This window comes from Luteimonas terrae (assembly GCF_031457535.1).
GTDB classification, from domain to species: domain Bacteria; phylum Pseudomonadota; class Gammaproteobacteria; order Xanthomonadales; family Xanthomonadaceae; genus Luteimonas; species Luteimonas terrae_A.
Window position 1 is genome coordinate 1 of record NZ_JAVDWO010000019.1, and the last position, 22,515, is coordinate 22,515.

Here is a 22,515-nt window from a genome sequence, read left to right on the forward strand (position 1 = left end):
AACACCGCGTGAAGGCTGTTGTCGTTCTCGTCCCGCTTCAACCGCTGCCCCGAAGTGCAGCCCGTCAAGCGGGGCGCGAATTATGCATAGATGCAATCGGTTTGAAAAGAGGCTGACACACATTTCTGTATCAGCCTGTTAAACGCAGGCGCCTGTTCAGCGAAATCGCCGCAGTGGCGCTACTCGACAGTCACCGACTTGGCCAGGTTGCGGGGCTTGTCGACATCGGTGCCGCGCGACAGGGCAGTGTGGTACGCCAGCAACTGCACCGGAATGGTGTGCACGATGGGGCTGAGCACGCCGACGTGTCGTGGCGTGCGGATCACATGTACGCCCTCGGAGGCGCTGAAGTTGCTGTCCGCATCGGTGAATACGAACAGTTCGCCGCCACGCGCGCGCACTTCCTGCATGTTCGACTTCACCTTCTCGAGCAGCGCATCCTTCGGTGCGATCACCACAACCGGCATGTCGGCGTCCACCAACGCCAAGGGACCATGCTTGAGCTCGCCGGCCGGATAGGCCTCGGCGTGGATGTAGGAGATCTCCTTGAGCTTGAGCGCGCCTTCCAGCGCGATCGGGTAATGCACGCCGCGACCCAGGAACAACGCGTGATGCTTGGGGGTGAACTTCTCCGCCCAGGAGGTGATCTGCGGCTCCAGATTGAGCGCGTGCTGCACGCTGCCGGGCAACTGGCGCAGATCTTCGATGTACGCGGCTTCCTGCTCTTCACTGAGGCGGCCATTGAGCTTGGCCAGCGTGACCGCAAGCGCGAACAAGCCGACGAGCTGCGTGGTGAACGCCTTGGTCGATGCCACGCCGATCTCCGCCCCGGCGCGGGTGTAGAAGACCAGACCACTGGCGCGCGGGATCGCGCTTTCGGGCACGTTACAGATCGACAGCGTGCGCGTATGCCCGAGCGACTTGGCGTACTTGAGCGCTTCCATCGTGTCGAGCGTTTCGCCCGACTGCGAGATTGTGACGATCAGGTGCTTCGGATTCGCGACCGCCTTTCGATAACGGTATTCGCTTGCGATCTCGACCGAGCACGGCAGGCCACTGATAGCCTCGATCCAGTAGCGCGCGACCGAGCCGGCATAGAAGCTGGTGCCACAGGCAAGGATCTGTACGCCTTCGACCTCGCGCAGCACGTCGCCTGCGTCTTTTCCGAACAGCGTGGGTTCGAAGGCCGCCGCGTCGATGATCGCCTCGATGGTGTCGGCCAGCGCGCGCGGCTGTTCGTGGATCTCCTTCTGCATGAAGTGGCGATAGGGGCCGAGCTCCAGCGAGGCCAGCGAGACGTCCGACAAATGCTCGTCGCGAGAGACACTCTGGCCATTGCCGTCATAGACCTGCACCGCGGCGCGGGTGAGGACGGCGGTGTCGCCTTCCTCGAGGAAGATCACGCGGCGCGTGGCCTGCAGAATTGCCGAGACATCGGAGGCGACGAAATTCTCGCCCTCGCCCAGGCCCACCAGCAGGGGGCAGCCCATGCGCGCGACGACCATCCGGTCGGGCTCGCGACGGTCGATGACCGCGAGCGCGTAAGCGCCTTCGAGTTCTGCGGTAGCCGCCTGCAGCGCCGCCAGCAGGTCCAGCCCCCGCAGCTGGTGGTGGTGGATCAGATGGGCGATGACCTCGGTGTCGGTCTGCGACTCGAACACATAGCCAAGTTCCATCAGGCGCTCGCGCTGCGCCTCGTGGTTCTCGATGATGCCGTTGTGCACCAGCGCCAGGGTGTCGTGACTGATGTGGGGATGCGCATTATGTTCCGTTACCCCCCCGTGCGTGGCCCAGCGCGTGTGGCCGATGCCGAGCGTCGCGTGGAAATCCTCGCTGGCGGCGGCGGCTTCCATCTCGGAGACGCGGCCGGTGCGACGCACTCGGCGCAGCCCGTGGTCGACGGCGACAGCGATGCCCGCCGAATCATAGCCACGGTATTCCAGCCGCTTGAGCCCTTCGATCAGGACCGGCACTACATTCCGCCCCGCGATCGCACCGACGATTCCACACATGAACGACAGACCTGCTGGAGAGTTACGGCGCATTGTAGGTCATCGCTGCTTGGAGGCCGGCGTCGAATCGGCGGGCCTGAAGCCAAAATGCTGCACTGTTCGCGTCCCCGCTCCGCACCTAGAATCGGGGCTCGGCAACACGAGGGGAATTGGGTGAGTGACTCGCTGCAGACCTTGATCGCTGCCGCTGGCCAGGCGGCGGCAGAGCGGCGCTGGGCGGACGCCGAACGCGCGTGGATGCAGGTCCGCATGGCGGACCCCGCGAACGTCCAGGCGCTGTACAGCTTGGCCGTTCATGCGCACCAGCGCGGCGCGGCCCAAGAGGCGATCGCACTGCTGCAGGCCGCGCGCAGCGCAGCGCCGCGCGATCCGATGATTGCGGCGACGCTTGCCGTGGTGCACCGCGACCTCGGTGACAGCGGGCAGGAATGGGCGGCCATCCAGGCATCGCTGTACCTCGATCCCTACTTCCTGCCCGGGCTGCTTGCCAAGGCGGAGTTCCTGCAGCGCCAGCGCCGCCCACGGGCCGCCGCGGCCGTGTTCCGGGATACGCTGAAGATCGCGCCGCCCGAACCGGAATGGCCACCGGTGCTGCGACGGCGCCTCACAGATGCGCATCAGGCGGTCGAGCGTGATGCAGCGGCGCTGGCAGACTTTCTCACTGGTCAGGTTGCGGGTGCCCGTGACGCTCTGGACCCCTTGCGGGCAGGCCGCTGGGACGAAGCGGTGGCGATCGCAGCAGGCCGGTCACGACCGCAACTGCCGCAATGCAACCAGCTGTACGTGCCGCGGCTCCCCGCCCTTCCGTTCTACGACCCCGCGATGTTCCCCTGGATTCCCGAGCTCGAGGCGCGGACTGACGCGATCCGCACGGAGCTGCAGTCGCTGGTGGCCGACCGCTTCCAGAGTTTCCAGCCTTACATCGCCTACCGGCCCGGCGAGCCGGTCAACCAGTGGCAGGCTCTCAATCACTCCCGGGACTGGAGTTCGTTCCACCTGTGGGCGCACGGGCAGCCTGTCGAGGCCAATCTCGCCCAGTGCCCGGTGACCGCCGAAGCCCTCAGAGGCGTCGAAAAGGCTCATCTCGCGGGGCTGTGCCCCAACGTGATGTTCTCGGCACTCGCCCCACACACACACATCCCCCCCCATCACGGCGAGACCAATGCGCGGCTGGTGGCCCACCTGCCCTTGGTCGTGCCGCCGGACTGCAGTTTCCGGGTGGGGTTCGATCATCGCAGTTGGGAGACCGGCAAGGTCTTGGTCTTCGACGACAGCATCGAGCACGAGGCCCGCAACGACAGCGATGCGCTGCGCGTGGTGCTGATCTTCGATGTCTGGAATCCGCTGTTGTCCAGCGAAGAGCGCGAGCTGGTCAGCACGCTGGCGGGCGCCCTACGCAACTATCGCAACAGCGCCGAAAACTGAGTCCACGAGGAACCTTACCCGTGCAGATCGACTCCGGCGGCGCGCAGCGCAGCCTCCAGCGGCGCCAAATGCGCACGATAGCGGCGCCATCGTCCGGACGCGTCGGTGTACAGGGGACGCCTGACCTGCCAGTAGCTCGCCGTCTTCACCGTTGTCGCGCGGGTATGGAACTGCAGGCAGGCGGGTGACCACGCCAGACCCAGGTGCGCAAGCAGGGGGCGCAGCGTGGCCTCAGGATTGACGACGAAGGCGTCGTAATCGAAAGACACGATGTCGTCAGGATACAGGGACCGCCAGTGCGCCACCAACCGCTGGTGGACCCCGATCTGGTGACCAATGCCCGCGAGCGTCGCAGCGTAAGGAAACGCGCGCGGGTTCAGGTGCTGCATGAAGATCGACAGTGCAACGTCGCGCGGGTCGCGGACGGTATGCACGATGCGTGCAGCGGGAAACAGCTGCTTGATCAGGCCGATCAACCGGTAGTTGTCGGGTCGCTTGTCGGTGGCCAGCCTGCAACCGGCACCTCCGTCGGGCAGGCGGGCGCAGAGCGCCGCGTGATACTGCGCCGCCAGCGCACCGCATCGCGCCGGGTCCAGCGACGCGGCCCGGGCGGGAAACGGTGCCAGCGCCTGCGCCGCCAGACGTGGCAGCAGATCCAGTTCGCCGACAGCGGCGACGTCCGGATGTGCACCCAGCACCTGTTCGAGCAGCGTGGAGCCGGAACGGAACATACCGCAGATGAAGAGCGGCTCGGGCGCATGCACGCCGGGCCGCGGCGGCGCCGGGGTCGGATACGCGGCGATCATGGCTTCTGCCTGCCGGTCCGCGACAGCCGGGTCGTACTGTCCATGCCCCCGATGCGCGGCCTGCTTGCCTGACGCGAACGACTCAAAGGCGGCATCCGTTGCGTCGAGCGTGTCCAGCGCACGGCCCAGGGACAGCCAGAGGGTGGCCCGGAGGCCGTCCGGCCGCGATGTCCCGGACCGCGCGGCCGCCCACAGGCGCGCCAGCAGGGGATCGTCCACATGCGAAGGTGGCACCAGATGCGTGAGCCGCGCGAGCGCCTCGCCCGCCGCCCCGGTCTGGTCATCGTGGTGCGCGAGCACCTGCCGATAGCGGGCGATTGCCGCGTCCCGATGGCCACGCTCTTCGTGCAGGTTGCCCCGATTAAGCAATGCGCCCGGATGCCGGGGATCCACCGTCAACGCCAGGTCGAGCGCCGCCTCGGCCGCCGCGTCGTCCCGGAGGTGGTCGGCAAGAATGACGGCCCGGTTGACATGGACTGTCGCCTCGTCGGCAACGCCGTATCGCAGCGCCTGCGCGTACGCCTGCAGGGCAGGGACATACGCGCCGCTGTGGCGCAGCGCGTATCCGAGGTTGAACCAGCCATCGGCGAACGTGGGCCGAAGCGCCAGCAACCGGTGGCAGGTGGCCGCGGCTGCAGCCCATCGCTGCTGCCGCAGCTCGATGTCCGCGCGCCGCCGCAACATTTCGAAGTCCCCCGTGTCCGCCTGCGCCAAGTGCCTGCCTGCCCGCGTCATCAAGTGCTTACTATGGAAGTATCGCCCGAGTGGATGCGCCGATGAAGAAGCGTGCAATGTCAGCGCGGATCGCCGTCCGCTTCCTCCTGCCGCTGGCCGGTATTCTGGCAGGGACAGCGCAGTCCGCCGATCCAGGCCATCCCTGCGCAGTGACGCCGGACCCGGCCAAGCGGCTCGCCTGTTATGACACCGCCTTCCCGCCCCCCCCTACCGTGCGCGAGGCGACGGCTGCCCAGGCCATACAGGAGTTCGGCCTGGCAACGCCCCCGCCGCCACTCCGCAACCCGGGGCAGCCAGAGCGCGAGGCGGATCCCGACCGGATCGATGCGCGCGTGGCCGAGGTGGTGCACGGCAGCGGAGGACGTCGCACTGTGGTGCTCGAGAACGGCCAACGCTGGACGGTCCAAGCAGGAACCATCGGTCCGATGTCGCCAGGCGATACGGTGCAGCTGCGCAAAGGAGCACTGGGCGCTTACCTGCTGCGTACCCAGGCAGGCGTCTCGCTGCGCGCCCGTCGTGTGCGCTAGGCCTTGACCCGGACCGGCACCGTTCACGCGCTGACCAGGGCACAGGCCGAGCGCGCCAACCGAGCGCATGCATTGCTGGCGCGGGGCGCCAAGGCCGAAGCGTTCGCAGTCGCGCGTGCACTGCTGCAGGAATCGCCGAACGCCCCAGATGCACACCAGCTGCTCGGCATGTGTCTGGCAGAGGCCGGCAAACCGTACGAGGCCGATATCGCCTTTTCGCGCGCGTGGTCGCTGGCACCGGACAACGAAGTGATCGCACTGAACGTGGCCGCGTGGCTGCGCCGTCGCGGCCGCCTTGAGGACGCGCTCCAGTTGCTGCGATCAGCGCCCGCCACAGCGCGCGTCGAGCGGCAACGCGGCGGGCTGCACTTGGAATACGAGGAGTGGGCCGCCGCGCGCGCGGCCTTCGAGAAGTCGCTAGTCCTCGACCCCCGGTCGGTCGAGGCCTGGCATGGCATGGCCAATGCCCTGCAGGGGACAGGCGCGCTCGAAGACGCCGATGCCGCGTTGCAGCGCGCGATCGAGCTCGATCCCGCTTACGCGCCGGCCTGGGTCAACCGCGGAGCGTTGCTGCGGCTGCTCGGTCGGATCGAGCCTGCACTGGCATGCTTCCAGCGCGCTGTGGCACTTGGCCATGACACACCGGAAACGGCGAACGCGGTCCACGGCGTGCTGCAGGATCTGGGACGCCCAGCCGACGCGCTCTCGGGCGCCCGCGCACTGATCGAACGGCATCCTGACTTCGTCCCCGGTCACGAATCGCTGGCCCACCTGCTGTGGGAGTACGGGGCGATGCGCTCACGCGGAGAAGATCCGCTCGGTGCATTCCGCGCCGCAGCGCTTGCGCGCCCCGGGCACCGGCCGATGCAGCTGGCATTCGTGCGCGCGCTCGTCCAGACCCAGCGGGTGGACGAGGCCCTCGCCTGGTTGCATTCGCTTCGGCGCCGCGCGCCGGAAGATCCAGTTCTCGACTGGCTGACCGCGGACGCCATGGACAGGCTGGGACATGACGGCGCGTCAGCCCTGTTCGCCGCCGCGCATCGACACCTGGGCAACCGGAGTACGGAGTTCCTCAACGCGCATGCGCGCCATGCGTTTCGGACCGGCCGCATGGAGCTGGCACGTGACTGCGCCCAGCGCGCGCTGCGGCTGGATCCCGCGAATCAGGAAGCCTGGGGACACCTAGGGATTGCCTGGCGGCTGGCAGGCGACGCGCGCGAACACTGGCTGTTCGACTACGCGCGGTTGATCGCGGACCTGGAGATCGAAACACCGCCGGGCTATGCCGACCTGGCGGCGTTCCTGTCCGCATTGCGGGTCACGCTCGATACACTGCACCTGACTGCGGGGCAACCGATGGGACAGAGCGTACGGAACGGATCGCAAACCCCGGGCCGTCTGTTCGGACGAGACGACGCTGTCCTGCGCGCAGCAGAATCCAGCCTGCGGGCCTCGGCTGAGGACTGGCTCGCGGGCCTGCCGCACGACCCACGCCACCCCTTCCTCCGCATCCAACAGCGGCGTGTCCGGATCGTCGGTGCATGGTCGGTCCGTCTCAACGCCTCGGGACGTCACGCCAACCATATCCACAACGAAGGCTGGATGAGCTCGGCGTTCTACGTGGCGCTGCCGCCTTCGGTGTGCGCCCCGGCCAGGCCATCGACCGCTGGCTGCCTGCAATTCGGTCAGCCGATGGACGAACTAGCACTCGATCTGCCACCACGACGCATCGTGCACCCCAAGCCTGGTCGTCTCGCGCTCTTTCCGTCCTACATGTGGCACGGCACCGTGCCATTCGACGACAGCGCGCCGCGCCTGACCATCGCCTTCGACATCCAGCCAGCCAGCTGACGCTGCCGGGGCCACGACGTCAGTCCACTGCGATACCCGCTTCCTGCAGCCGGCGGACCAGGGTCGCCAACCGTTCTGCATGCTTGCGGGAGTTGTGGACCGAACGCGTGTGTACCGGTTCCCGCACCTGCGCGGCACTGGCGGTCACGAATGCGGGTGTTCCGACGGGTGGATCCGACACGGCACCTGCGCGATGCGCCAGTCCGCACCACTCGAGGATGCGCCGCGTCTCGCCGCTGGCATCGGTGACCAGATCCTCGTAACGCACATCTAGGATCTCGCCCGGCATGACCTCGTGCCAGTGCGCCATCATCCGCCGGTAGCCGATGTAGTACTCGGCCAGTTCATCGAGATCGTAGGAGAAATGATAGGCGTTGAAGAACAGCGTCTTGAAGACCGCATAACAGCTGTCAAGCGGATCCCGCGAGAGATGGATGATCCTGGCATTCGGCAGCGCCTTGCGGATGAGTCCGCAATAGAGATAGTTGACCGGCATCTTGTCGATGAAGACGGCCCGGTCGGCTGCCGCACCGCGTACGCCCTGCAAGTAGTCGCGGCCCATTACATCGAAATCTATCCACAGGGAAGCCTCCGACGCCGACAGCCCGGCCTGCGTCTCGAGGACGCGCTGGGTATGGGACGCGACCAATTGCCTGAGATCCAGCGGCTCGCCAGCAGACTGCACATTCCCGGTCTGTACCAGCATGCGTTCGACCAGAGTGGTGCCGCTACGCGGCATTCCAACGATGAAGATGGGACTGTCCGCCGCGCTTCCGCTCGACAGCGCCGCCATCGTCTCGGTGCTGTAGCTTTCGCAAAGCGCATCGATGGCTGCGCGCTCCGTAGACACGTCGTACTGCAGCGTGGCGCGCTTGATCCTGGCACCCTTTCTCAGGGCAGCGAAGGATTTCTCGTCCTCCCCCAGATCTTCCAGCTCCTTGGCCAACGCGTAGAACGCCGCCGCCTGCCAGTCCGGTTTCTGAATGCCGGACGCGATGCGCCTAGCAATGTCGTCGACATGATGGCGATCGGGGCGCTGACGGCGGAGCGTCGCCCGCAAGTAGAGGGCGTGGCCCGCCTGCGGCACGAGTGCGAGCATGCGATCGAGATTGACCTCGGCAGCGTCGAAGTCGCCGGTGAAGAACTGCGCCACCGCCAGATCGTAGAGCAGACCGGGCACATCGCCGAGCAGCACCTGTGCCTGTTGATAGCGCGGTATCGCGGCCGCGGGCTGATTGCAGTTGACGATCATGCTGGCCGCCTGCCACACAGCCTGACCATCGCCGAGCGCGTGCGCCGCATCAGCGGCGTCATTGGCGACAGCCAAGGCCTCCTGCCTGCGTCGCATCTGGATCAGAAGTCCTGCCTTGCGGAGCTTGAGTGCAGCGTTGCCGGCGCTTGCCTCCACGGCCCGACCGGTCAGCACGAGCGCCTCCTCGAGCGCACCGGCGGCGAACTGCGTTTCGCTGGCGAACACCAGCACATGGACCTCGTCTGGATACGCGGCGACCAGATCCACGCCCAGCGCGACGGCGTCCTGCGTGTGTCCATCCCGAAGCATTGAATACCCCAGCTGCACGCGCTGGGACGGGCATTGCACCTGAGTTTCTTCGGGAATCCGAGATTGCGTTGCGTTCATGCACATCCTGTCATGACATCTGGAATAGAGCAGCACGGACGCGTTGCGTCCTTCACCTGCCGTCGTGGTTCGAGTCTAGCCAAAGCGCGGCATGCGCCGCAGGAGTTGAGCGCGAAAACAGAAAAGGGCGGCAGTTGCCCGCCGCCCTCCGGACTGCCGAGCGGTGGATCAGAATGCGAAAGTCAGGCTGCTGAAGATGTAGCGGCCCGCCTGATCGTAGCCACCCAGCGCATTGCCGTTGAGCGGCGTCAGGCTACCACCCACCATGGGCGGTGCCTTGTCGGCGATGTTGTTGACGCCTGCCGTCCAGGTGATGTTGTCGCCTAGCTGCAGGGAGCCCGAGACATCGATGTAGTTGAATGCCTTCTGCTTGCCCGGACCACTCAGGAAGTAGTCCCCGCTGAGGTCCTGTCCATCCGTGCCCCGGTAGTCCATCTCGCCGATGTAGCGCCAGCGCAGACCGATGGAATAACGGTCGAACGCGTAACGCGCACTGGCAATGTGCCGCCATTCGGGCGTCGAACACTGGGTGTTGATCAGGCCTTCGCAGCTGTAATCGGCAGAGGTGTCACCAGGCACCGGCTGGAACGAGCGTTCCAGGATGCGGCTGCCGGTGAAGGATGTCGACAGACTGCCCGGGCCCAAGTCCATGCGGTAGCCGGCAGTCAGGTCGATGCCGCGGAAACGACGGCCGCCGAAGTTGCCGTTGGTGTTGACCACCAGTCCTGAGGTTTCGGGATCGCTGCCGCGGAACAGGTCGCCGGTCACCGCATTTCGCTGGATGAAATCGCACATTGCATCCTGGCCGTTGGCGCACAGCGTGATGATGTTGAGCGCGCCCAGCGTGCCGATCTGCTCCTCAAGCTCAATGTCGTAGTAGTCGACGCTGACGTCGAGATTGTCGATCGGGGTGGCCGCAAACCCGATCGTCCAGGTATTGGCGGTTTCCGGGTTGAGGTTGGGATTGCCGCCGACGAGCTGGTTGTTCTGATTGGCGGCGTTGGCGGCGACGCTGCCGTACTGGTCCGGCCTGACACCGGTCCGCACGCACTGCTCCAGCGTGAACTCAGGGTCCGCGCCGGCGCAGGGATCGCTGCCACCCCACAGGGCGATCGACTGGTCGGAATACAGTTCATTGATGTTGGCACCGCGGATGGCGCGGTTGAAACCCGCGCGCACACGGAAACGGTTGTCGAGGAAGCTGGCGCCGAGGCCCGCCTTCCAGGTGTTGACGTTGCCGGAGGTGCTGTAGTCGGTGTAGCGGTAGCCGAGCTGCAGATCAAGGCTGTTCAGCGCCCCCGCGTCGGCCAGAAGCGGCACGTTGCCCTCAAGGAACAACTCGTCCACGTCGAAGCCGCCATCGAGGTTGGTGGTCGGTCCACCCAGACCGGTGAAGTTGCCGGTCTGCATGTTGCTGTCGGCGATGCGGCTGAAGCGTTCGCTACGCTTTTCCCAACCGACCACCGCGCTGATCGGGGTGTCGTTGGTCCACGGAAGACCGAAGCCAAGGTCACCCGTCGCGTAGACATTGAACACCTTCATGTCGGTTGCGTAATTGACGATGCCCACGCCCTGCAGGGCCTGCGCCTGTTCCGGGGTGATCGAGTCGGTCCAGACCTCGTAAGGAATGCAGCCGTCGAACGAACCCGTCGGGCAGCCGAGGATGCCGTCACGCACGCGTGTGGTGAGGAAGTCGTTCTGGTTTTCGGTCTTGACGCTGGTGCGGGCGTACTGCAAGGACGCGTCATAGGTCCAGCTGGACGAGAACACCGCGCCGCGGGTACCTGCCGTGATGCTGTAGTTGGTGGACTCTTCGTTGGTGATGCGCGGGCCGCCCTCGACGTTGCGCTTGGCGACATACACGGTGAATTCGTCGTCGACGATCCCGATATCCGAACACATGGAGCCGATGACATCGGTATCGCAGTTGACGGTGACATCCGTGAAGAAGGCACCGGACGCCGCGATCTGGGTGCTGCTCTTACGGTTGACGAACATCGTCTCGATGTAGGGCTCGAAGTATTCGTTGACCTCGTACTTCAAGCTGGTGCCGGCAGTGAAGCGGCTGTCGGGGCGCTGGTAATAGTTCACCGGCGCGTAGTTGTACAGCGTGGGGCCGTCCGGCACGAACCAGCCCGAGTCCGATGGCGACACGTAGGTGTACAGGCCCGAGCCCGGCGCGACGATGTAGAAGTTGCCCGGGTCCGCGGTCGGAGAGCCACCACAGGCCGTGCCTGTCGCGTTTAGGGCACACGAGGAGTAGTCGCGCTGGCCCTGCAGCATTGCGTCGTTCTTGCGCCAGGTCGCCCATGCCACGGCGTGACCGCCTGCGCCGAATGCACCGCCGATCGCGACATCGACATTCTTGGCGATGCCATCGAAGCCCGAACCGCCGGTTGGATAATCGAAGCCGGCCGTGTCCATCAAACCCTGGATGTAGCTGTCCTCGTTCTTGTGCTGGTAGGCCGAATAGCCGACATTCACGCTGACGCCTTCGAAGGTGTCATCGAGGATGAAGTTGACCACGCCCGCGATCGCGTCGGAGCCATATACCGCCGATGCACCGCCGGTCAGGATGTCCACCCGCTGCAGCAGCGCAGCCGGAATGATGCTGATGTCGGCGGTCTCGCCAAGGCCCTTGGGAATCCGGCGTCCGTTGACCAGTGCCAAGGTGCGGTTGGCACCCATGCCTCGCAGATCGACGGTCGCATAACCCTGCGACCCGTTGTTGGCGAAGTTGTCGAAATCCAGAGACAGCTGCGGGTACTGGTTGATCAGGTCTTCGACCGTCGTGGCGCCGGAATATTTGAACTCTTCTGCCGAGATCTCGGCGACCGGGCTTGACGCCGTCATCGTCTGGCTGCGGATGCGCGTGCCGGTAACGGTGATGGTGTCCAGGCTGGTGGCCTCAGGCGAGGATGCCGTGGACGTGTCCTGCGCCATCGCAGAGCCACTTGCGGCAACGGCGCCGCCAGTGACAAGTGCGAGGACGATCGCGTTACGCAGTTTCGTTTTCTTCGGGGTCATTAGCTATCTCTCTCCAGATGAAGGTGCAAACAAACTTCACAACACCGCAACCCACCCAAACCCAAACGCCAAGTTCTGTAAAGAATCCTGATGCTATGCCGCTTTGCACAAAAAATAAACAAATGCTTAACACATGAAACTATTTCCTGATTGCGACGCCGTGGGGGTCACAAAGACAAGCTCTGCTCAGCGAAAACAACCTAGGTGATTTCTCACAAACCTTTGAAATAGATGGAATTTTTAAGATTTTTCGCCGATCACAAGGCGGCCCGCTCGGCTAATGCCGCTAGCTCCCCCAGTTGTTCTTCTCCACTGCGCGTTTGAATTGATCTCCCGCCACAGCAGATAGGTTTCAGCTGATAGGCGGTCAACATCCGGGGCCCGCGACCGCACGCCGCCTGTCCGCTCGGACGTCCGCAGTCGGCCCGGACACTCGATACGGGTTGCAAATCAATTAAAATCAGTTACTTGCAGTTGGCACGGCTCATGCATTGACTGCCCTGTCTTCCGCAAGCGACTGCTGCCCATGTCCTCAGACATGCCCGACGCCCCTCCCCGCCGCGCCGCCGGCATTCACGACACATCCGCGCAGGACACCGCTCGGGCAGACACACGGCCGGGACGGTCGCGTTGGCTGCTCGCTGGCGGGGTCGGCTTCGCCCTGCTGCTGGCGGCTTGGGTCGTGTCGGGCTGGGCGGGCAGTGGCCGCTCTGTCGACGCGCAACGCCTGCGCTTCGCCGAGGTCACCCGCGGTGATCTGGTCCGCGACATCGCAGCCGAGGGCCGGGTCATCGCGGCCAACAGCCCGACGCTCTATGCGATCTCCGGCGGCATGCTCAACCTGAAGGTAGTGGCCGGTGATCGGGTCGAGCGCGGCCAGGCGCTAGCCGAGATCGACAGCCCGGAATTGCGCAGCAAGCTGGCACAGGAAGAAGCCACCCTCGCCAGCTACGAGGCCGAAGCCGGACGCGCCGCGCTCGACGCGCAACTGCGCCGCGCCGAAGCACGCAAGGTGCTTGACCAGGCGCAGGTCGACCGCACCGCGGCGGAACGCGATCTGCAGCGCTACCAACGCGCGTACGAGGGCGGCGCGGTGGCGCAGGTCGATCTGGCGCGCGCGCAGGACACCTTGAAGAAGACCGAGATCGGCGTGTCGTCCGCCACGGAAGACTTCGGCCTACAAGGGCGCGGCGCTGGCCTCGACACGCGTAACAAGCAACTGGTGGCCGAGCGCCAGCGCAGCGTGGTGATGGAAGTGCGTCGCCAGGTCGACGCGCTGACGCTGCGGGCGCCGTTCGACGGCATCGTCGGCCAGGTGCAGGCGGTGCAGAGCAGCAACGTCGCCGCGAACGCGCCGGTGCTGTCGGTCGTCGATCTGTCCGTTTTCGAGGTCGAGATCAAGGTGCCGGAAAGCTTCGCGCGCGATCTCGAGATCGGCATGCCGGCCGAACTGCGCAGCGTCGGCACGACGTATCCGGCGAAGGTCTCGGCGGTTTCCCCCGAGGTGGTCAATGGCGAGGTCGTCGCACGGCTGCGCTTCGACGCCAACAGCCAGCCGCCGGGCCTGCGCCAGAGCCAGCGCCTGACCGCGCGGATTCTGCTCGACACCCGCAAGGACGTGCTGATGGTGGCGCGCGGTCCGTTCCTCGATCAGGAAGGCGGCAGCGCGGCCTATGTGATGGATGGCAATACGGCGGTGCGCAGGCCGATCACGGCCGGCGCCAGCAGCCTGTCGGCGGTGGAAATTGTCGACGGCCTGCAACCCGGCGAACGCGTCGTCGTCGCCGGCACCGATCTTTTCGACAACGCGGACCGCATCCGCATCTCAGGACTCTGATCATGCACACACGCCTCGATTGCCCATTCCCCGTCGCCTGGACCGCCGACGAACTCGCCAGCGCGGTGCCGCGCCGGCTGTCGTCCGCATTCGACGCTGGCATTCCGTCCGACACATCGCCCGGCACGCACATGCCCGCGTTCGCACGCGCACGCCGGCGCACCGTCGACCACGGCCTGCCGAGCCTGTTCCGCGTCCGCTGAGCGAGACGCGCCCTTTCTCTTTCCAGTTCACGTCACAGGACACATTCCCATGCTCGACATGCGCCAGGTCGCCAAGGTCTACCGCACCGAACTCGTCGAAACCCATGCGTTGCGCTCGCTCGACCTGCATGTCGCCGAGGGCGAGTTCGTTGCCGTCACCGGTCCGTCCGGCTCGGGCAAGACGACCTTCCTCAACATCGCCGGCCTGCTGGAAACCTTCACCGGCGGCGAATACCGGATCGACGGTGTCGAGGTACGCGGGCTGGGCGACGATGCGCGCTCGAAGCTGCGCAACGAGAAGATCGGCTTCATCTTCCAGGGCTTCAACCTGATTCCCGATCTCAACCTGTTCGACAACGTCGACGTGCCGCTGCGCTATCGCGGTATGGCGGCGTCCGAGCGTCGCCTGCGCATCGAGGAATCGCTGTCGCTGGTGGGCCTGGGCTCGCGCATGAAGCACTTCCCGGCCGAACTGTCGGGCGGTCAGCAGCAGCGTGTGGCGATCGCGCGTGCGCTCGCAGGCAGCCCGCGTCTGCTGCTCGCCGATGAACCCACCGGCAACCTCGATTCGCAGATGGCGCGCAGCGTGCTGGAACTGCTCGAGGACATCAACGCACGCGGCACGACCATCGTAATGGTGACGCACGATCCGGAACTCGCCGCGCGCGCGCATCGCAATGTGCACATCGTCGACGGCATGGCGACCGACTTGCAGGCGCTGCACGCCTCACCTCTGTCCGGGGCCGCCTCGCGCGTTCCCGCAGACGCCTGAGGAGACCCGGCATGTTCGGTTATTACCTGCAGCTCGCGCTGCGCAGCTTCCGCAACAGCAAGGTGCTCACCGCGTTGATGGTGCTGGCGATCGCGCTGGGCATCGGCGCCAGCATGACCACGATCACGGTATTCCACGTGCTGTCGGGCGATCCGATTCCCGACAAGAGCGATCGTCTTTTCTATGTGCAGCTGGATGCGGCCAGCATGCACGGCTACGCATCCGCCGAAGAACCGGACCGGAACATCACCCGCTTCGACGCAGAAACCCTGCTGCGCGAGGCACGCGGCGCACGTCAGGCGATGATGAGCGGCGGGTTCGTCGCGGTGGCGCCAGACGATGCGCGTGCGCCCTTCTTCACCGATGCGCGCTACACATCAGCCGACTTCTTTCCGATGTTCGACGCGCCTCTGGTGCATGGCCGCGCCTGGACTGCGGAAGACGACGCTTCCCGCGCGCGCGTGGCGGTGATTTCGGCCGAGACCAACCAGAAAGTGTTCGGAGGCGGCGACAGCACCGGCAAAACCCTTCGCGTCAACGGTGCTGACTTCCGTGTCGTCGGCGTGCTCGGGCCCTGGATGCCGACGCCGCGGTTCTGGGATCTGTCGCTGGACAGGTTCAATTCAATCGAATCAGTGTTCGTCCCGTTCTCGACTGCGATCGAACAGAAGCTCTCGCGCATGGGCAGCATGAACTGCTGGGGCGACTCGGGTAGCGATCCGACTGCCCTCAATGCACCTTGCACCTGGGTCCAGTACTGGGTGGAACTGCCCGCGGCCACTGACGCCGGGGCCTATCGCGATTATCTGGCGAGCTATTCCGACCAGCAGCGCACGGCCGGACGCTTCGAGCGCCCGACCAATGTGCGTCTGCGCGATGTGCCGGCGCTGCTCGACCACCACCAGGTCGTCCCCAGCGACGTGCGTCTACAGCTGTGGCTTGCGATCGGCTTCTTGCTGGTGTGCCTGGTCAATACCGTCGGTCTGCTGCTCGCCAAAAGCCTGCGCCGTGCGACCGAGATTGGAGTGCGGCGCGCACTCGGCGCGTCGCGCCGCGCGATCTTCTCCCAGTTCCTGGTCGAAGCCGGCGCGATCGGCGTGGCCGGCGGCGTGGTGGGTCTGGGCCTCGCCCTGCTCGGCCTTTGGGCCGTACGCCAGAACCCGAGCAGTTACGCCGCGCTCGCCCAGCTCGACATGCCGATGCTGCTGACCACCTTCGCCCTGTCGATCGTCGCAAGCCTGCTGGCCGGCCTGCTGCCTGCATGGCGCGCCATGCAGGTGACGCCGGCGATCCAGCTCAAGTCGCAGTGACCCAGACTTCTTCGAGGACTTCCATGGACATTCGCCCCATCTTCTCGACACTGCGCCGGCACAAGACCGCAGCCGCATTGATCGTGATCGAGATCGCGCTCGCCTGCGCGATCATCTGTAACGCGATCTACCTCATTGATCGCCGGATCGACCATATGTCGCGCGCCAGCGGCACGGTCGAGGACCAGATCCTGCGCATCCAGATGCCGAGCATCGACGAAACCGCCAGCGTGGACCGCCGCGCCGCCGTCGAGCGCGATCTGGCCGCCCTGCGAACGCTCCCCGGCGTTCGCCACGTGGCGACGGTCACCCAGATCCCCTATGGCAACAGCAGCTCGACCAGCGGTGTACGACTCAGCCCCGATCAGCCCAACAACACCATCGTGGCCTCGGGTTACCTGGGCAGCGAGGATCTTCTCGATACGTTCGGTCTGCAGCTGGTGTCCGGACGCCGATTTAATCCGGACGAGTTTCTCAACATGGTCGACGTTGAAAAGGCTGGCGATTCGGCGCGCGTACCTGCCGTGATCGTCAACCGCGCGATGGCCGAGCGTCTGTTTCCGGGCGAGGATGCGATCGGCAAACATATCTACAGCTGGGGCAATGCACCGATTCCGATCGTCGGCGTGGTCGAAACCCTGGCAATGCCGACGGACGAAACCGGCCCGGGAAACGCGACGATGCTGCTGCCGATCCGTGACGATTACAACGGCATCAACTACGTGATCCGCACCGATCCCGCCCAGCGCCGCCAGGTCCTCGATGCCGCAGTCGCCACGCTCAAGCAGATCGATCCCAACCGCGTCGCCGTCAATGCCGACCTGATGTCCGACCTGCGCGAGACGTACTACCGCGAGGATCGCGCGATGGCGATGCTGCTGGTCGTGGTGTGTATCGCGCTGCTGGTCGTGACCGCGCTCGGCATCGTGGGCCTGGCCAGCTTCTGGGTGCAGCAGCGGACCAAGCAGATCGGCATCCGCCGCGCACTCGGCGCGACGCGCACCCAGATCCTGCGATACTTCCAGGTCGAGAACTTCCTGCTTGCCACGATCGGCATCGCGCTCGGCATGCTGCTGGCCTACGGACTCAATCAGCTGCTGATGTCGCGCTACGAGCTGGGCCGCCTGCCGCTGATGTATCTGCCGATCGGCGCCGTCGCGTTATGGGTGCTCGGGCAGATCGCGGTGTACTGGCCGGCCAGACGCGCGGCCTCGGTGCCGCCGGCCGTGGCGACGCGCAGCATCTGATCGCGCGCACCGACGTGTCGCCGGTTGCGTCTATCGCGGCCGCCGACGACCATGCCTTTCGCTCACGCACGTTCCAACCGGATGTCCAGCGCCTGATGCCCACGATCCTCGTCATCGACGACAACCCCGCCGTCGCCACCGCGCTGGAGGTGCTGTTCTCGTTGCACGACATCGCCTGCGAACACGCGGCGACACCCGAGGCCGGCATCGCCCGCTTGCAGGCGGGTGGGATCGACCTGGTGGTGCAGGACATGAATTTCCATGCCGACACCACGTCCGGCGACGAAGGCATCGCGCTGTTCCATGCGATCCGGCGTTTCGATCCGGATCTGCCGGTCGTCCTGCTGACCGCGTGGACGCGTCTGGAATCGGCGGTCGAACTGATCCGCTCCGGCGCTGCCGACTATTTGGGCAAGCCCTGGGACGATGGCAAGCTGCTCGCCACGGTCAACACACTGCTGGAGCTGTCGTCGACGCGCCGGGCGCTTGAAGCGCGCACGCGCGACGATCGCCGCCGCCGCGACGCACTCACGCAGGGCCGCGATCTGCGCGGTCTGGTCTGGGACGATCCGGCCAGCGAGACGACGCTGTCGCTGGCGCTGCAGGTCGCGCGTTCGAATCTGCCGGTGCTGATCACCGGACCGAATGGTGCCGGCAAGGAGAAGTATGCGGAGATCCTGCATGCGAACTCGGCCGTGCGCGAAGGCCCGTTCGTCGCCGTCAACTGCGGCGCATTGCCCCATGATCTGATCGAGGCCGAACTGTTCGGGGCCGAAGCCGGCGCCTACACAGGCGCAACCCGGGCCCGCGAAGGCAAGTTTGAAGCGGCTGACGGCGGCACGCTGTTCCTCGACGAGGTCGGCACGCTGCCGTCCGCCGGGCAGGTCAAGCTGCTCCGCGTGCTCGAGACCGGGCGTTTCGAACGGCTCGGTGGCAACCGCGAGCGCAGTGTGTCGGTGCGCGTGCTCAGCGCGACCAATGCCGATCTGCCGGCGATGATCGCCGACGGCCGGTTTCGCGAGGATCTCTATTACCGCCTCAACGGCATCGAATTGCGCCTGCCGCCGCTGGCGCAGCGTCCACGCGACATCCTCCCGCTGGCGCGGCACTTCCTCGATGGGCGCAGGCCGTTGTCGGCCGGTGCGGAGCGCGCCCTGCTGCAGCACGGCTGGCCGGGCAACGTGCGCGAACTGCGCAATGTGATCCAGCGGGCGGAACTGCTGGCGCGCGATGCGCAGATCGACGCGCGCGATCTCGCACTGCCAGCCGCAGCTGTTGCGACGGTCGACGTCGATGCCTACGAACCCGGCCGTGCGGAGATCGAGGCCGCACTCGCACGCAGTGGCGGCGTGCTGGCACAGGCCGCCACCGAACTCGGGCTGTCGCGCCAGGCGCTGTACCGCCGGCTCGACCGACTCGGCATCCGTCGCGACTGACATGCGCTGGCAACAGCGGCTGCCGTTGACGGGCGTGGTCATCGTGATCGCAGTGATGCATGTCGCGCTGAGCGCGGGAGCCGCGGTGTTGCTTCTGCGCTGGTGCCCGCCGTGGATGGCAGTTGCCGGCGCGACGCTGTGTGCATTGCCCTCGCTCGTGTGGTCGCTGCAGCGCGCGTTCGCGCCGTCGCATGCGCTGTTCCGTGCGCTCGCTGGCACCGTGGCGAGCTATCGCGACAGCGACTACGGCTTCGGCGTGTCGTGGCAGGGCAGTGGCGCACTGGGCGACCTGGTCGCTGCGCACAACGAACTGGGCGAGACGCTGCGCGCGCAACGCCTGTCACTGGTGCAGCGCGAACTGCTGCTCGACACGATGGTGCAGAACACGCCGGTCGCCATGCTGCTGCTCGATCCGGCGGATCGCGTCGTGCACGCAAACCTCGCCGCGCGTCGCGCACTGGGTGGCGGCCGCAAGCTGGAAGGCCAGGCATTCTCCAGCCTGCTTGCCGATGCGCCGCCTGCGCTGGCGGATGCGTTTGCGCGCGGCGGCGACGGACTGTTCACCATCGGCGATGGCGAGAACGAGGAGATCCACCATCTGTCGCGCCGGCATTTCCGGCTCAACGGGCGGCGCCACGAACTGCTGCTGCTGCGGCAGATGACCACCGAATTGCGGCGCCAGGAGGTGCAGACCTGGAAGAAGGTCATCCGGGTCATCAGCCACGAGCTCAACAATTCGCTGGCGCCCATCGCGTCACTGGCGCATTCGGGCGCCGAGCTGCTGCGTCGCGGCCAGACCGCGCGATTGCCCGACGCGTTGCGCACGATCGAGGAACGCGCGCGCCATCTGGAAGGCTTCATCCGCGGCTACGCGCATTTCGCCAAGCTGCCGGCGCCGCGTCGCGAACCGATCCGCTGGCGTGCGTTCCTCGACCAGCTGCGTTCGCAGGTGTCGTTCGTGGATGTCGGCCCCATCGACGATGCATTCACCGCGTCCTTCGACGCCGCCCAGGTCGAACAGGCGCTGTTGAATCTGCTGCGCAACGCCCACGAGACTGGTGGCGATCCCGATGCGGTCGCGGTCGGGCTGCGACGTGCCGTGGACGGCTGGCGGATCGACGTGCTCGATCGGGGGCCCGGCATGAACGAAGCGGTACTCGCCAACGCGCTGCTGCCGTTCTATTCGACCAAGCGCAACGGCACGGGTCTTGGTCTGGCACTCGCGCGCGAGATCGCGGAAGCACACGGCGGTCGCATCGCCCTGCTCAACCGCGAGGGTGGCGGGCTCTGCGTGTCGCTGGTGCTGCCGGACTGAGCCAGACGGCGGCCGCCGGCGCCGCGATGCGGCAGAATCGGAGATCCGGCTCCAGGCAACCTACCGATGCGGCTCCGATCCCTCGCCCCTGCACTGCTTGTGCTGTGTCTTGCCACTGCGCCTGGGTGGGCGCAGCGCGCCGGGAGTCTCGATGCGATCACCGCCCTGCTCAAGAGCCCGGAAGCGAAAGCCGTGTGGGCCGAACAGATGGAAGGCCGCCCGGCGCCCGATCACTTTGGCACCGGCGATCTTGCCGGCCTCCAGGCCGACGCGCTGCGCACCCTGCTGGTGCCCGGGATCCCCGCCGAGCGCATCGTGCTGCTCGGCGCGCGGCGCTGGCCGCAACATCCCGGCCACGTGGTCGCACTCGTCTGCTATCGCGACGACACCCCCACAACACATCCGCAGTGGCGAGCTGCGAAACCAATGAGACCGCGCAGGTACTTGGCGTCCTGCGCATCGACGCTGCAAGCGGTGCACAGCTCGTCGCGCGTTTGCGACTCGATATGGACGTGACTTGGCCGCTGCTGTCGTGGGGCGGCGGCCAGCAGCCGCTCCGTATGGAAGACGCCGGCGCGGCCGCGATGCCCGAACGCTGGGAGCGCTTCGATCTTGCCGCCTATCGACTGTCGGATGGACCACCCGCGCTTGGCCTGCGGGGCGGCTGGTCGGAAGGCTATGCCGGCGGCGGCGCGTTCTATTCGGCGCTGTATCTGTTCGAGCTGCACGGTGACACCCTGAAGCAGGTGTTCGGCGCGGACATGTCGATGTATCGCGACATCGCAGGCAACTGGAACGATGACGGCACCCGCGAGCACCACATCGAGGAATGGGCCGGGGTGCTCATCGTCGAACCCAGCACCCACCACGGCTACCGCGATCTGCGCCTGCGCGAGCGCGGCGGACGCGGTGGCGATCTCTACCGCTGGTCTCCGACGGCGGGTGGCTACCGCCGCGTGGAATGAGGCTCAGCGCTTCTTCGGCCGCTCCCAGCCCTCGACGACCGTCTGCCGCCCGCGCGCGACGGCGAGCTTGCCGTCCGGCACGTCATTGACGATCACCGAACCGGCTGCGGTCGTGGCGTCGTGGCCGATGCGCACCGGCGCGACCAGCGCGGCGTTGGAACCGATGAAGGCGTGATCGCCGATCACTGTCTTCGACTTGTTCACGCCGTCGTAGTTGCAGGTGATGGTGCCGGCGCCGATATTGCTGCCGGCGCCGATCTCGGCATCGCCCAGATACGTCAGGTGATTGGCCTTGCTGCCGACACCGAGTGTCGTGTTCTTGGTTTCGACGAAGTTGCCGATGTGCACGCCGTCGGCGAGCACGGTGCCGGGACGCAGACGCGCGAACGGACCAATGGTCACCGCACCTTCCGCGCGCACGCCTTCGAGGTCGCAATGCGCGCGCACTTCAGTGCCCCCACCCAGGCCCACGTTCTTCAGACGACAGAACGGACCGACGCGCACGCCGTCGCCGAGCGCCACCCGTCCTTCGAAGACCACGTCGACGTCAATCTCGACATCGCTGCCCACGATGACCTCACCGCGGATATCCACGCGCGCGGGATCGGCGAAGCGCGCACCGGCCACGCATAGCGCGCGCACCGCGCGCAGTTGCCACGCACGTTCGAGTTGCGACAGCTGCCAGGGATCATTCGCGCCTTCGGCCTCCAGCGGATCGTCGACCAGCACGATCTGCGCAGCGCTGTACTCGTCGGCGGCCATCGCGAATACGTCGGTCAGGTAGTACTCGCCTTGCGCGTTGTCCGACGACAGCCGCGCCAGCCACGCCTTGAGCGCGGTGGCTTCGGCGGCGAGGATGCCGGTGTTCACCAGATCGATGCGGCGCTGTTCGTCGCTCGCGTCCTTGTGCTCAACGATCGCACCGACGTGCCCCTCGGGATCACGCACGATGCGGCCGTAGCCCGTGGGATCCTCGAGCTGCGCGGCCAGCACCGCCAGCCTGCCCTCGATTGATACCAGATGCTGCAGCGTCTCCGCGCGCAACAGCGGCACGTCGCCGTAGAGCACCAGCACCTGCGCGCCGTCGGGCACATCGGGCATCGCCTGACGCACCGCGTGGCCGGTGCCGAGCTGCTCGCGCTGCTCCGACCAGTGCAGATCGGGCTGGTCGGCGAACGCGGCCTGCACCTGCTCGCCGCGATGGCCGTAGACGACATGGATCCCCGCAGGCTCCAGCGCACGCGCCGCTTCGATGACATGCCACAGCATCGGCCGCCCTGCGATCTTCTGCAGCACCTTGGGCAGCGACGATTTCATGCGCTTGCCCTCGCCTGCGGCGAGGATGACGACGTGCAGCGGTGCGCTCATGGGACTCGAAAAGCGTGACGGCGTTCGATGATAATGCACA

Annotated in this window: 17 protein-coding genes; 11 read left to right on the plus strand and 6 right to left on the minus strand. The window is 66.2% G+C overall.

Features of this window, described 5'->3' with window-relative positions; genetic code table 11:
- Positions 1–179: 179 nt before the first annotated feature.
- Entirely contained in the window at positions 180–2,012 is a 1,833-nt protein-coding gene (glmS, locus tag J2W68_RS17235) for a glutamine--fructose-6-phosphate transaminase (isomerizing) (protein WP_310238432.1), read from the minus strand.
- Positions 2,013–2,099: 87 nt separating this feature from the next.
- On the opposite strand from glmS, the gene J2W68_RS17240 reads away from it, so the two are divergent.
- Positions 2,100–3,437 carry an aspartyl/asparaginyl beta-hydroxylase domain-containing protein gene (locus tag J2W68_RS17240; RefSeq protein ID WP_310238434.1) on the plus strand — a complete coding sequence of 446 codons (1,338 nt, stop codon included), beginning with the start codon at positions 2,100–2,102 and terminating at the stop codon, positions 3,435–3,437.
- A gap of 14 nt (positions 3,438–3,451) precedes the next feature.
- Here J2W68_RS17240 and J2W68_RS17245 read toward each other — a convergent pair whose 3' ends face one another.
- Positions 3,452–4,957 (minus strand): tetratricopeptide repeat-containing sulfotransferase family protein, encoded by a 1,506-nt coding sequence (locus tag J2W68_RS17245; RefSeq protein WP_310238437.1) that lies wholly within the window; start codon positions 4,955–4,957, stop codon positions 3,452–3,454.
- A 62-nt stretch (positions 4,958–5,019) separates the two neighbouring features.
- On the opposite strand from J2W68_RS17245, the gene J2W68_RS17250 reads away from it, so the two are divergent.
- Together J2W68_RS17250 and J2W68_RS17255 are read left to right on the plus strand one after the other, a co-directional pair.
- On the plus strand, positions 5,020–5,505 hold the full coding sequence (locus J2W68_RS17250; protein WP_310238440.1) for a hypothetical protein: 486 nt from the start codon (positions 5,020–5,022) through the stop codon (positions 5,503–5,505).
- Between the two features lie 264 nt (positions 5,506–5,769).
- Positions 5,770–7,356 carry a putative 2OG-Fe(II) oxygenase gene (locus tag J2W68_RS17255; protein WP_310238441.1) on the plus strand — a complete coding sequence of 529 codons (1,587 nt, stop codon included), beginning with the start codon at positions 5,770–5,772 and terminating at the stop codon, positions 7,354–7,356.
- A gap of 19 nt (positions 7,357–7,375) precedes the next feature.
- Here the strand turns inward: J2W68_RS17255 and J2W68_RS17260 are convergent, their stop codons facing one another.
- Positions 7,376–9,031 carry a tetratricopeptide repeat-containing sulfotransferase family protein gene (locus J2W68_RS17260; protein WP_310238443.1) on the minus strand — a complete coding sequence of 552 codons (1,656 nt, stop codon included), beginning with the start codon at positions 9,029–9,031 and terminating at the stop codon, positions 7,376–7,378.
- 132 nt (positions 9,032–9,163) lie between these two features.
- Positions 9,164–12,022 (minus strand): TonB-dependent receptor domain-containing protein, encoded by a 2,859-nt coding sequence (locus J2W68_RS17265; RefSeq protein WP_310238445.1) that lies wholly within the window; start codon positions 12,020–12,022, stop codon positions 9,164–9,166.
- 538 nt (positions 12,023–12,560) lie between these two features.
- On the opposite strand from J2W68_RS17265, the gene J2W68_RS17270 reads away from it, so the two are divergent.
- From J2W68_RS17270 to J2W68_RS17300, 7 genes are all read left to right on the plus strand, one after another.
- Positions 12,561–13,859 (plus strand): efflux RND transporter periplasmic adaptor subunit, encoded by a 1,299-nt coding sequence (locus tag J2W68_RS17270; RefSeq protein ID WP_310238448.1) that lies wholly within the window; start codon positions 12,561–12,563, stop codon positions 13,857–13,859.
- Positions 13,860–13,861: 2 nt separating this feature from the next.
- Complete coding sequence (locus J2W68_RS17275; protein ID WP_310238451.1) at positions 13,862–14,062, plus strand: hypothetical protein; 201 nt, start codon at positions 13,862–13,864, stop codon at positions 14,060–14,062.
- Between the two features lie 49 nt (positions 14,063–14,111).
- The gene (locus J2W68_RS17280) at positions 14,112–14,834 is read left to right on the plus strand and encodes an ABC transporter ATP-binding protein (protein WP_310238454.1); all 723 of its coding nucleotides are present in this window, start codon (positions 14,112–14,114) and stop codon (positions 14,832–14,834) included.
- A gap of 11 nt (positions 14,835–14,845) precedes the next feature.
- Positions 14,846–16,144: an ABC transporter permease gene (locus tag J2W68_RS17285; protein ID WP_310238457.1), complete on the plus strand. Its 1,299-nt coding sequence runs from the start codon at positions 14,846–14,848 to the stop codon at positions 16,142–16,144.
- Between the two features lie 23 nt (positions 16,145–16,167).
- On the plus strand, positions 16,168–17,391 hold the full coding sequence (locus J2W68_RS17290; protein WP_310238460.1) for an ABC transporter permease: 1,224 nt from the start codon (positions 16,168–16,170) through the stop codon (positions 17,389–17,391).
- Between the two features lie 95 nt (positions 17,392–17,486).
- Positions 17,487–18,827, plus strand: a complete 1,341-nt coding sequence (locus tag J2W68_RS17295; protein ID WP_310238577.1) for a sigma-54-dependent transcriptional regulator — start codon at positions 17,487–17,489, stop codon at positions 18,825–18,827.
- Position 18,828: 1 nt separating this feature from the next.
- Positions 18,829–20,142, plus strand: a complete 1,314-nt coding sequence (locus tag J2W68_RS17300) for a sensor histidine kinase (RefSeq protein ID WP_310238462.1) — start codon at positions 18,829–18,831, stop codon at positions 20,140–20,142.
- Between the two features lie 60 nt (positions 20,143–20,202).
- Here J2W68_RS17300 and J2W68_RS17305 read toward each other — a convergent pair whose 3' ends face one another.
- Positions 20,203–20,499 carry a hypothetical protein gene (locus tag J2W68_RS17305; protein ID WP_310238465.1) on the minus strand — a complete coding sequence of 99 codons (297 nt, stop codon included), beginning with the start codon at positions 20,497–20,499 and terminating at the stop codon, positions 20,203–20,205.
- A gap of 50 nt (positions 20,500–20,549) precedes the next feature.
- On the opposite strand from J2W68_RS17305, the gene J2W68_RS17310 reads away from it, so the two are divergent.
- Positions 20,550–21,107: a hypothetical protein gene (locus J2W68_RS17310; RefSeq protein WP_310238468.1), complete on the plus strand. Its 558-nt coding sequence runs from the start codon at positions 20,550–20,552 to the stop codon at positions 21,105–21,107.
- Positions 21,108–21,110: 3 nt separating this feature from the next.
- Here J2W68_RS17310 and glmU read toward each other — a convergent pair whose 3' ends face one another.
- Positions 21,111–22,475 (minus strand): bifunctional UDP-N-acetylglucosamine diphosphorylase/glucosamine-1-phosphate N-acetyltransferase GlmU, encoded by a 1,365-nt coding sequence (gene glmU, locus J2W68_RS17315; RefSeq protein WP_310238470.1) that lies wholly within the window; start codon positions 22,473–22,475, stop codon positions 21,111–21,113.
- Between the last annotated feature and the right edge of the window lie 40 nt (positions 22,476–22,515).

Bases quoted from the DNA above. Each gene is read 5' to 3' on its own strand.
- glmS (WP_310238432.1), bottom strand. From the start codon at position 2,012: ATGTGTGGAATCGTCGGTGCGATCGCGGGGCGGAATGTAGTGCCGGTC.
- J2W68_RS17240 (WP_310238434.1), top strand. From the start codon at position 2,100: ATGCTGCACTGTTCGCGTCCCCGCTCCGCACCTAGAATCGGGGCTCGG.
- J2W68_RS17250 (WP_310238440.1), top strand. From the start codon at position 5,020: ATGAAGAAGCGTGCAATGTCAGCGCGGATCGCCGTCCGCTTCCTCCTG.
- J2W68_RS17265 (WP_310238445.1), bottom strand. From the start codon at position 12,022: ATGACCCCGAAGAAAACGAAACTGCGTAACGCGATCGTCCTCGCACTT.
- J2W68_RS17270 (WP_310238448.1), top strand. From the start codon at position 12,561: ATGCCCGACGCCCCTCCCCGCCGCGCCGCCGGCATTCACGACACATCC.
- J2W68_RS17275 (WP_310238451.1), top strand. From the start codon at position 13,862: ATGCACACACGCCTCGATTGCCCATTCCCCGTCGCCTGGACCGCCGAC.
- J2W68_RS17280 (WP_310238454.1), top strand. From the start codon at position 14,112: ATGCTCGACATGCGCCAGGTCGCCAAGGTCTACCGCACCGAACTCGTC.
- J2W68_RS17285 (WP_310238457.1), top strand. From the start codon at position 14,846: ATGTTCGGTTATTACCTGCAGCTCGCGCTGCGCAGCTTCCGCAACAGC.
- J2W68_RS17290 (WP_310238460.1), top strand. From the start codon at position 16,168: ATGGACATTCGCCCCATCTTCTCGACACTGCGCCGGCACAAGACCGCA.
- J2W68_RS17295 (WP_310238577.1), top strand. From the start codon at position 17,487: ATGCCCACGATCCTCGTCATCGACGACAACCCCGCCGTCGCCACCGCG.
- J2W68_RS17300 (WP_310238462.1), top strand. From the start codon at position 18,829: ATGCGCTGGCAACAGCGGCTGCCGTTGACGGGCGTGGTCATCGTGATC.
- glmU (WP_310238470.1), bottom strand. From the start codon at position 22,475: ATGAGCGCACCGCTGCACGTCGTCATCCTCGCCGCAGGCGAGGGCAAG.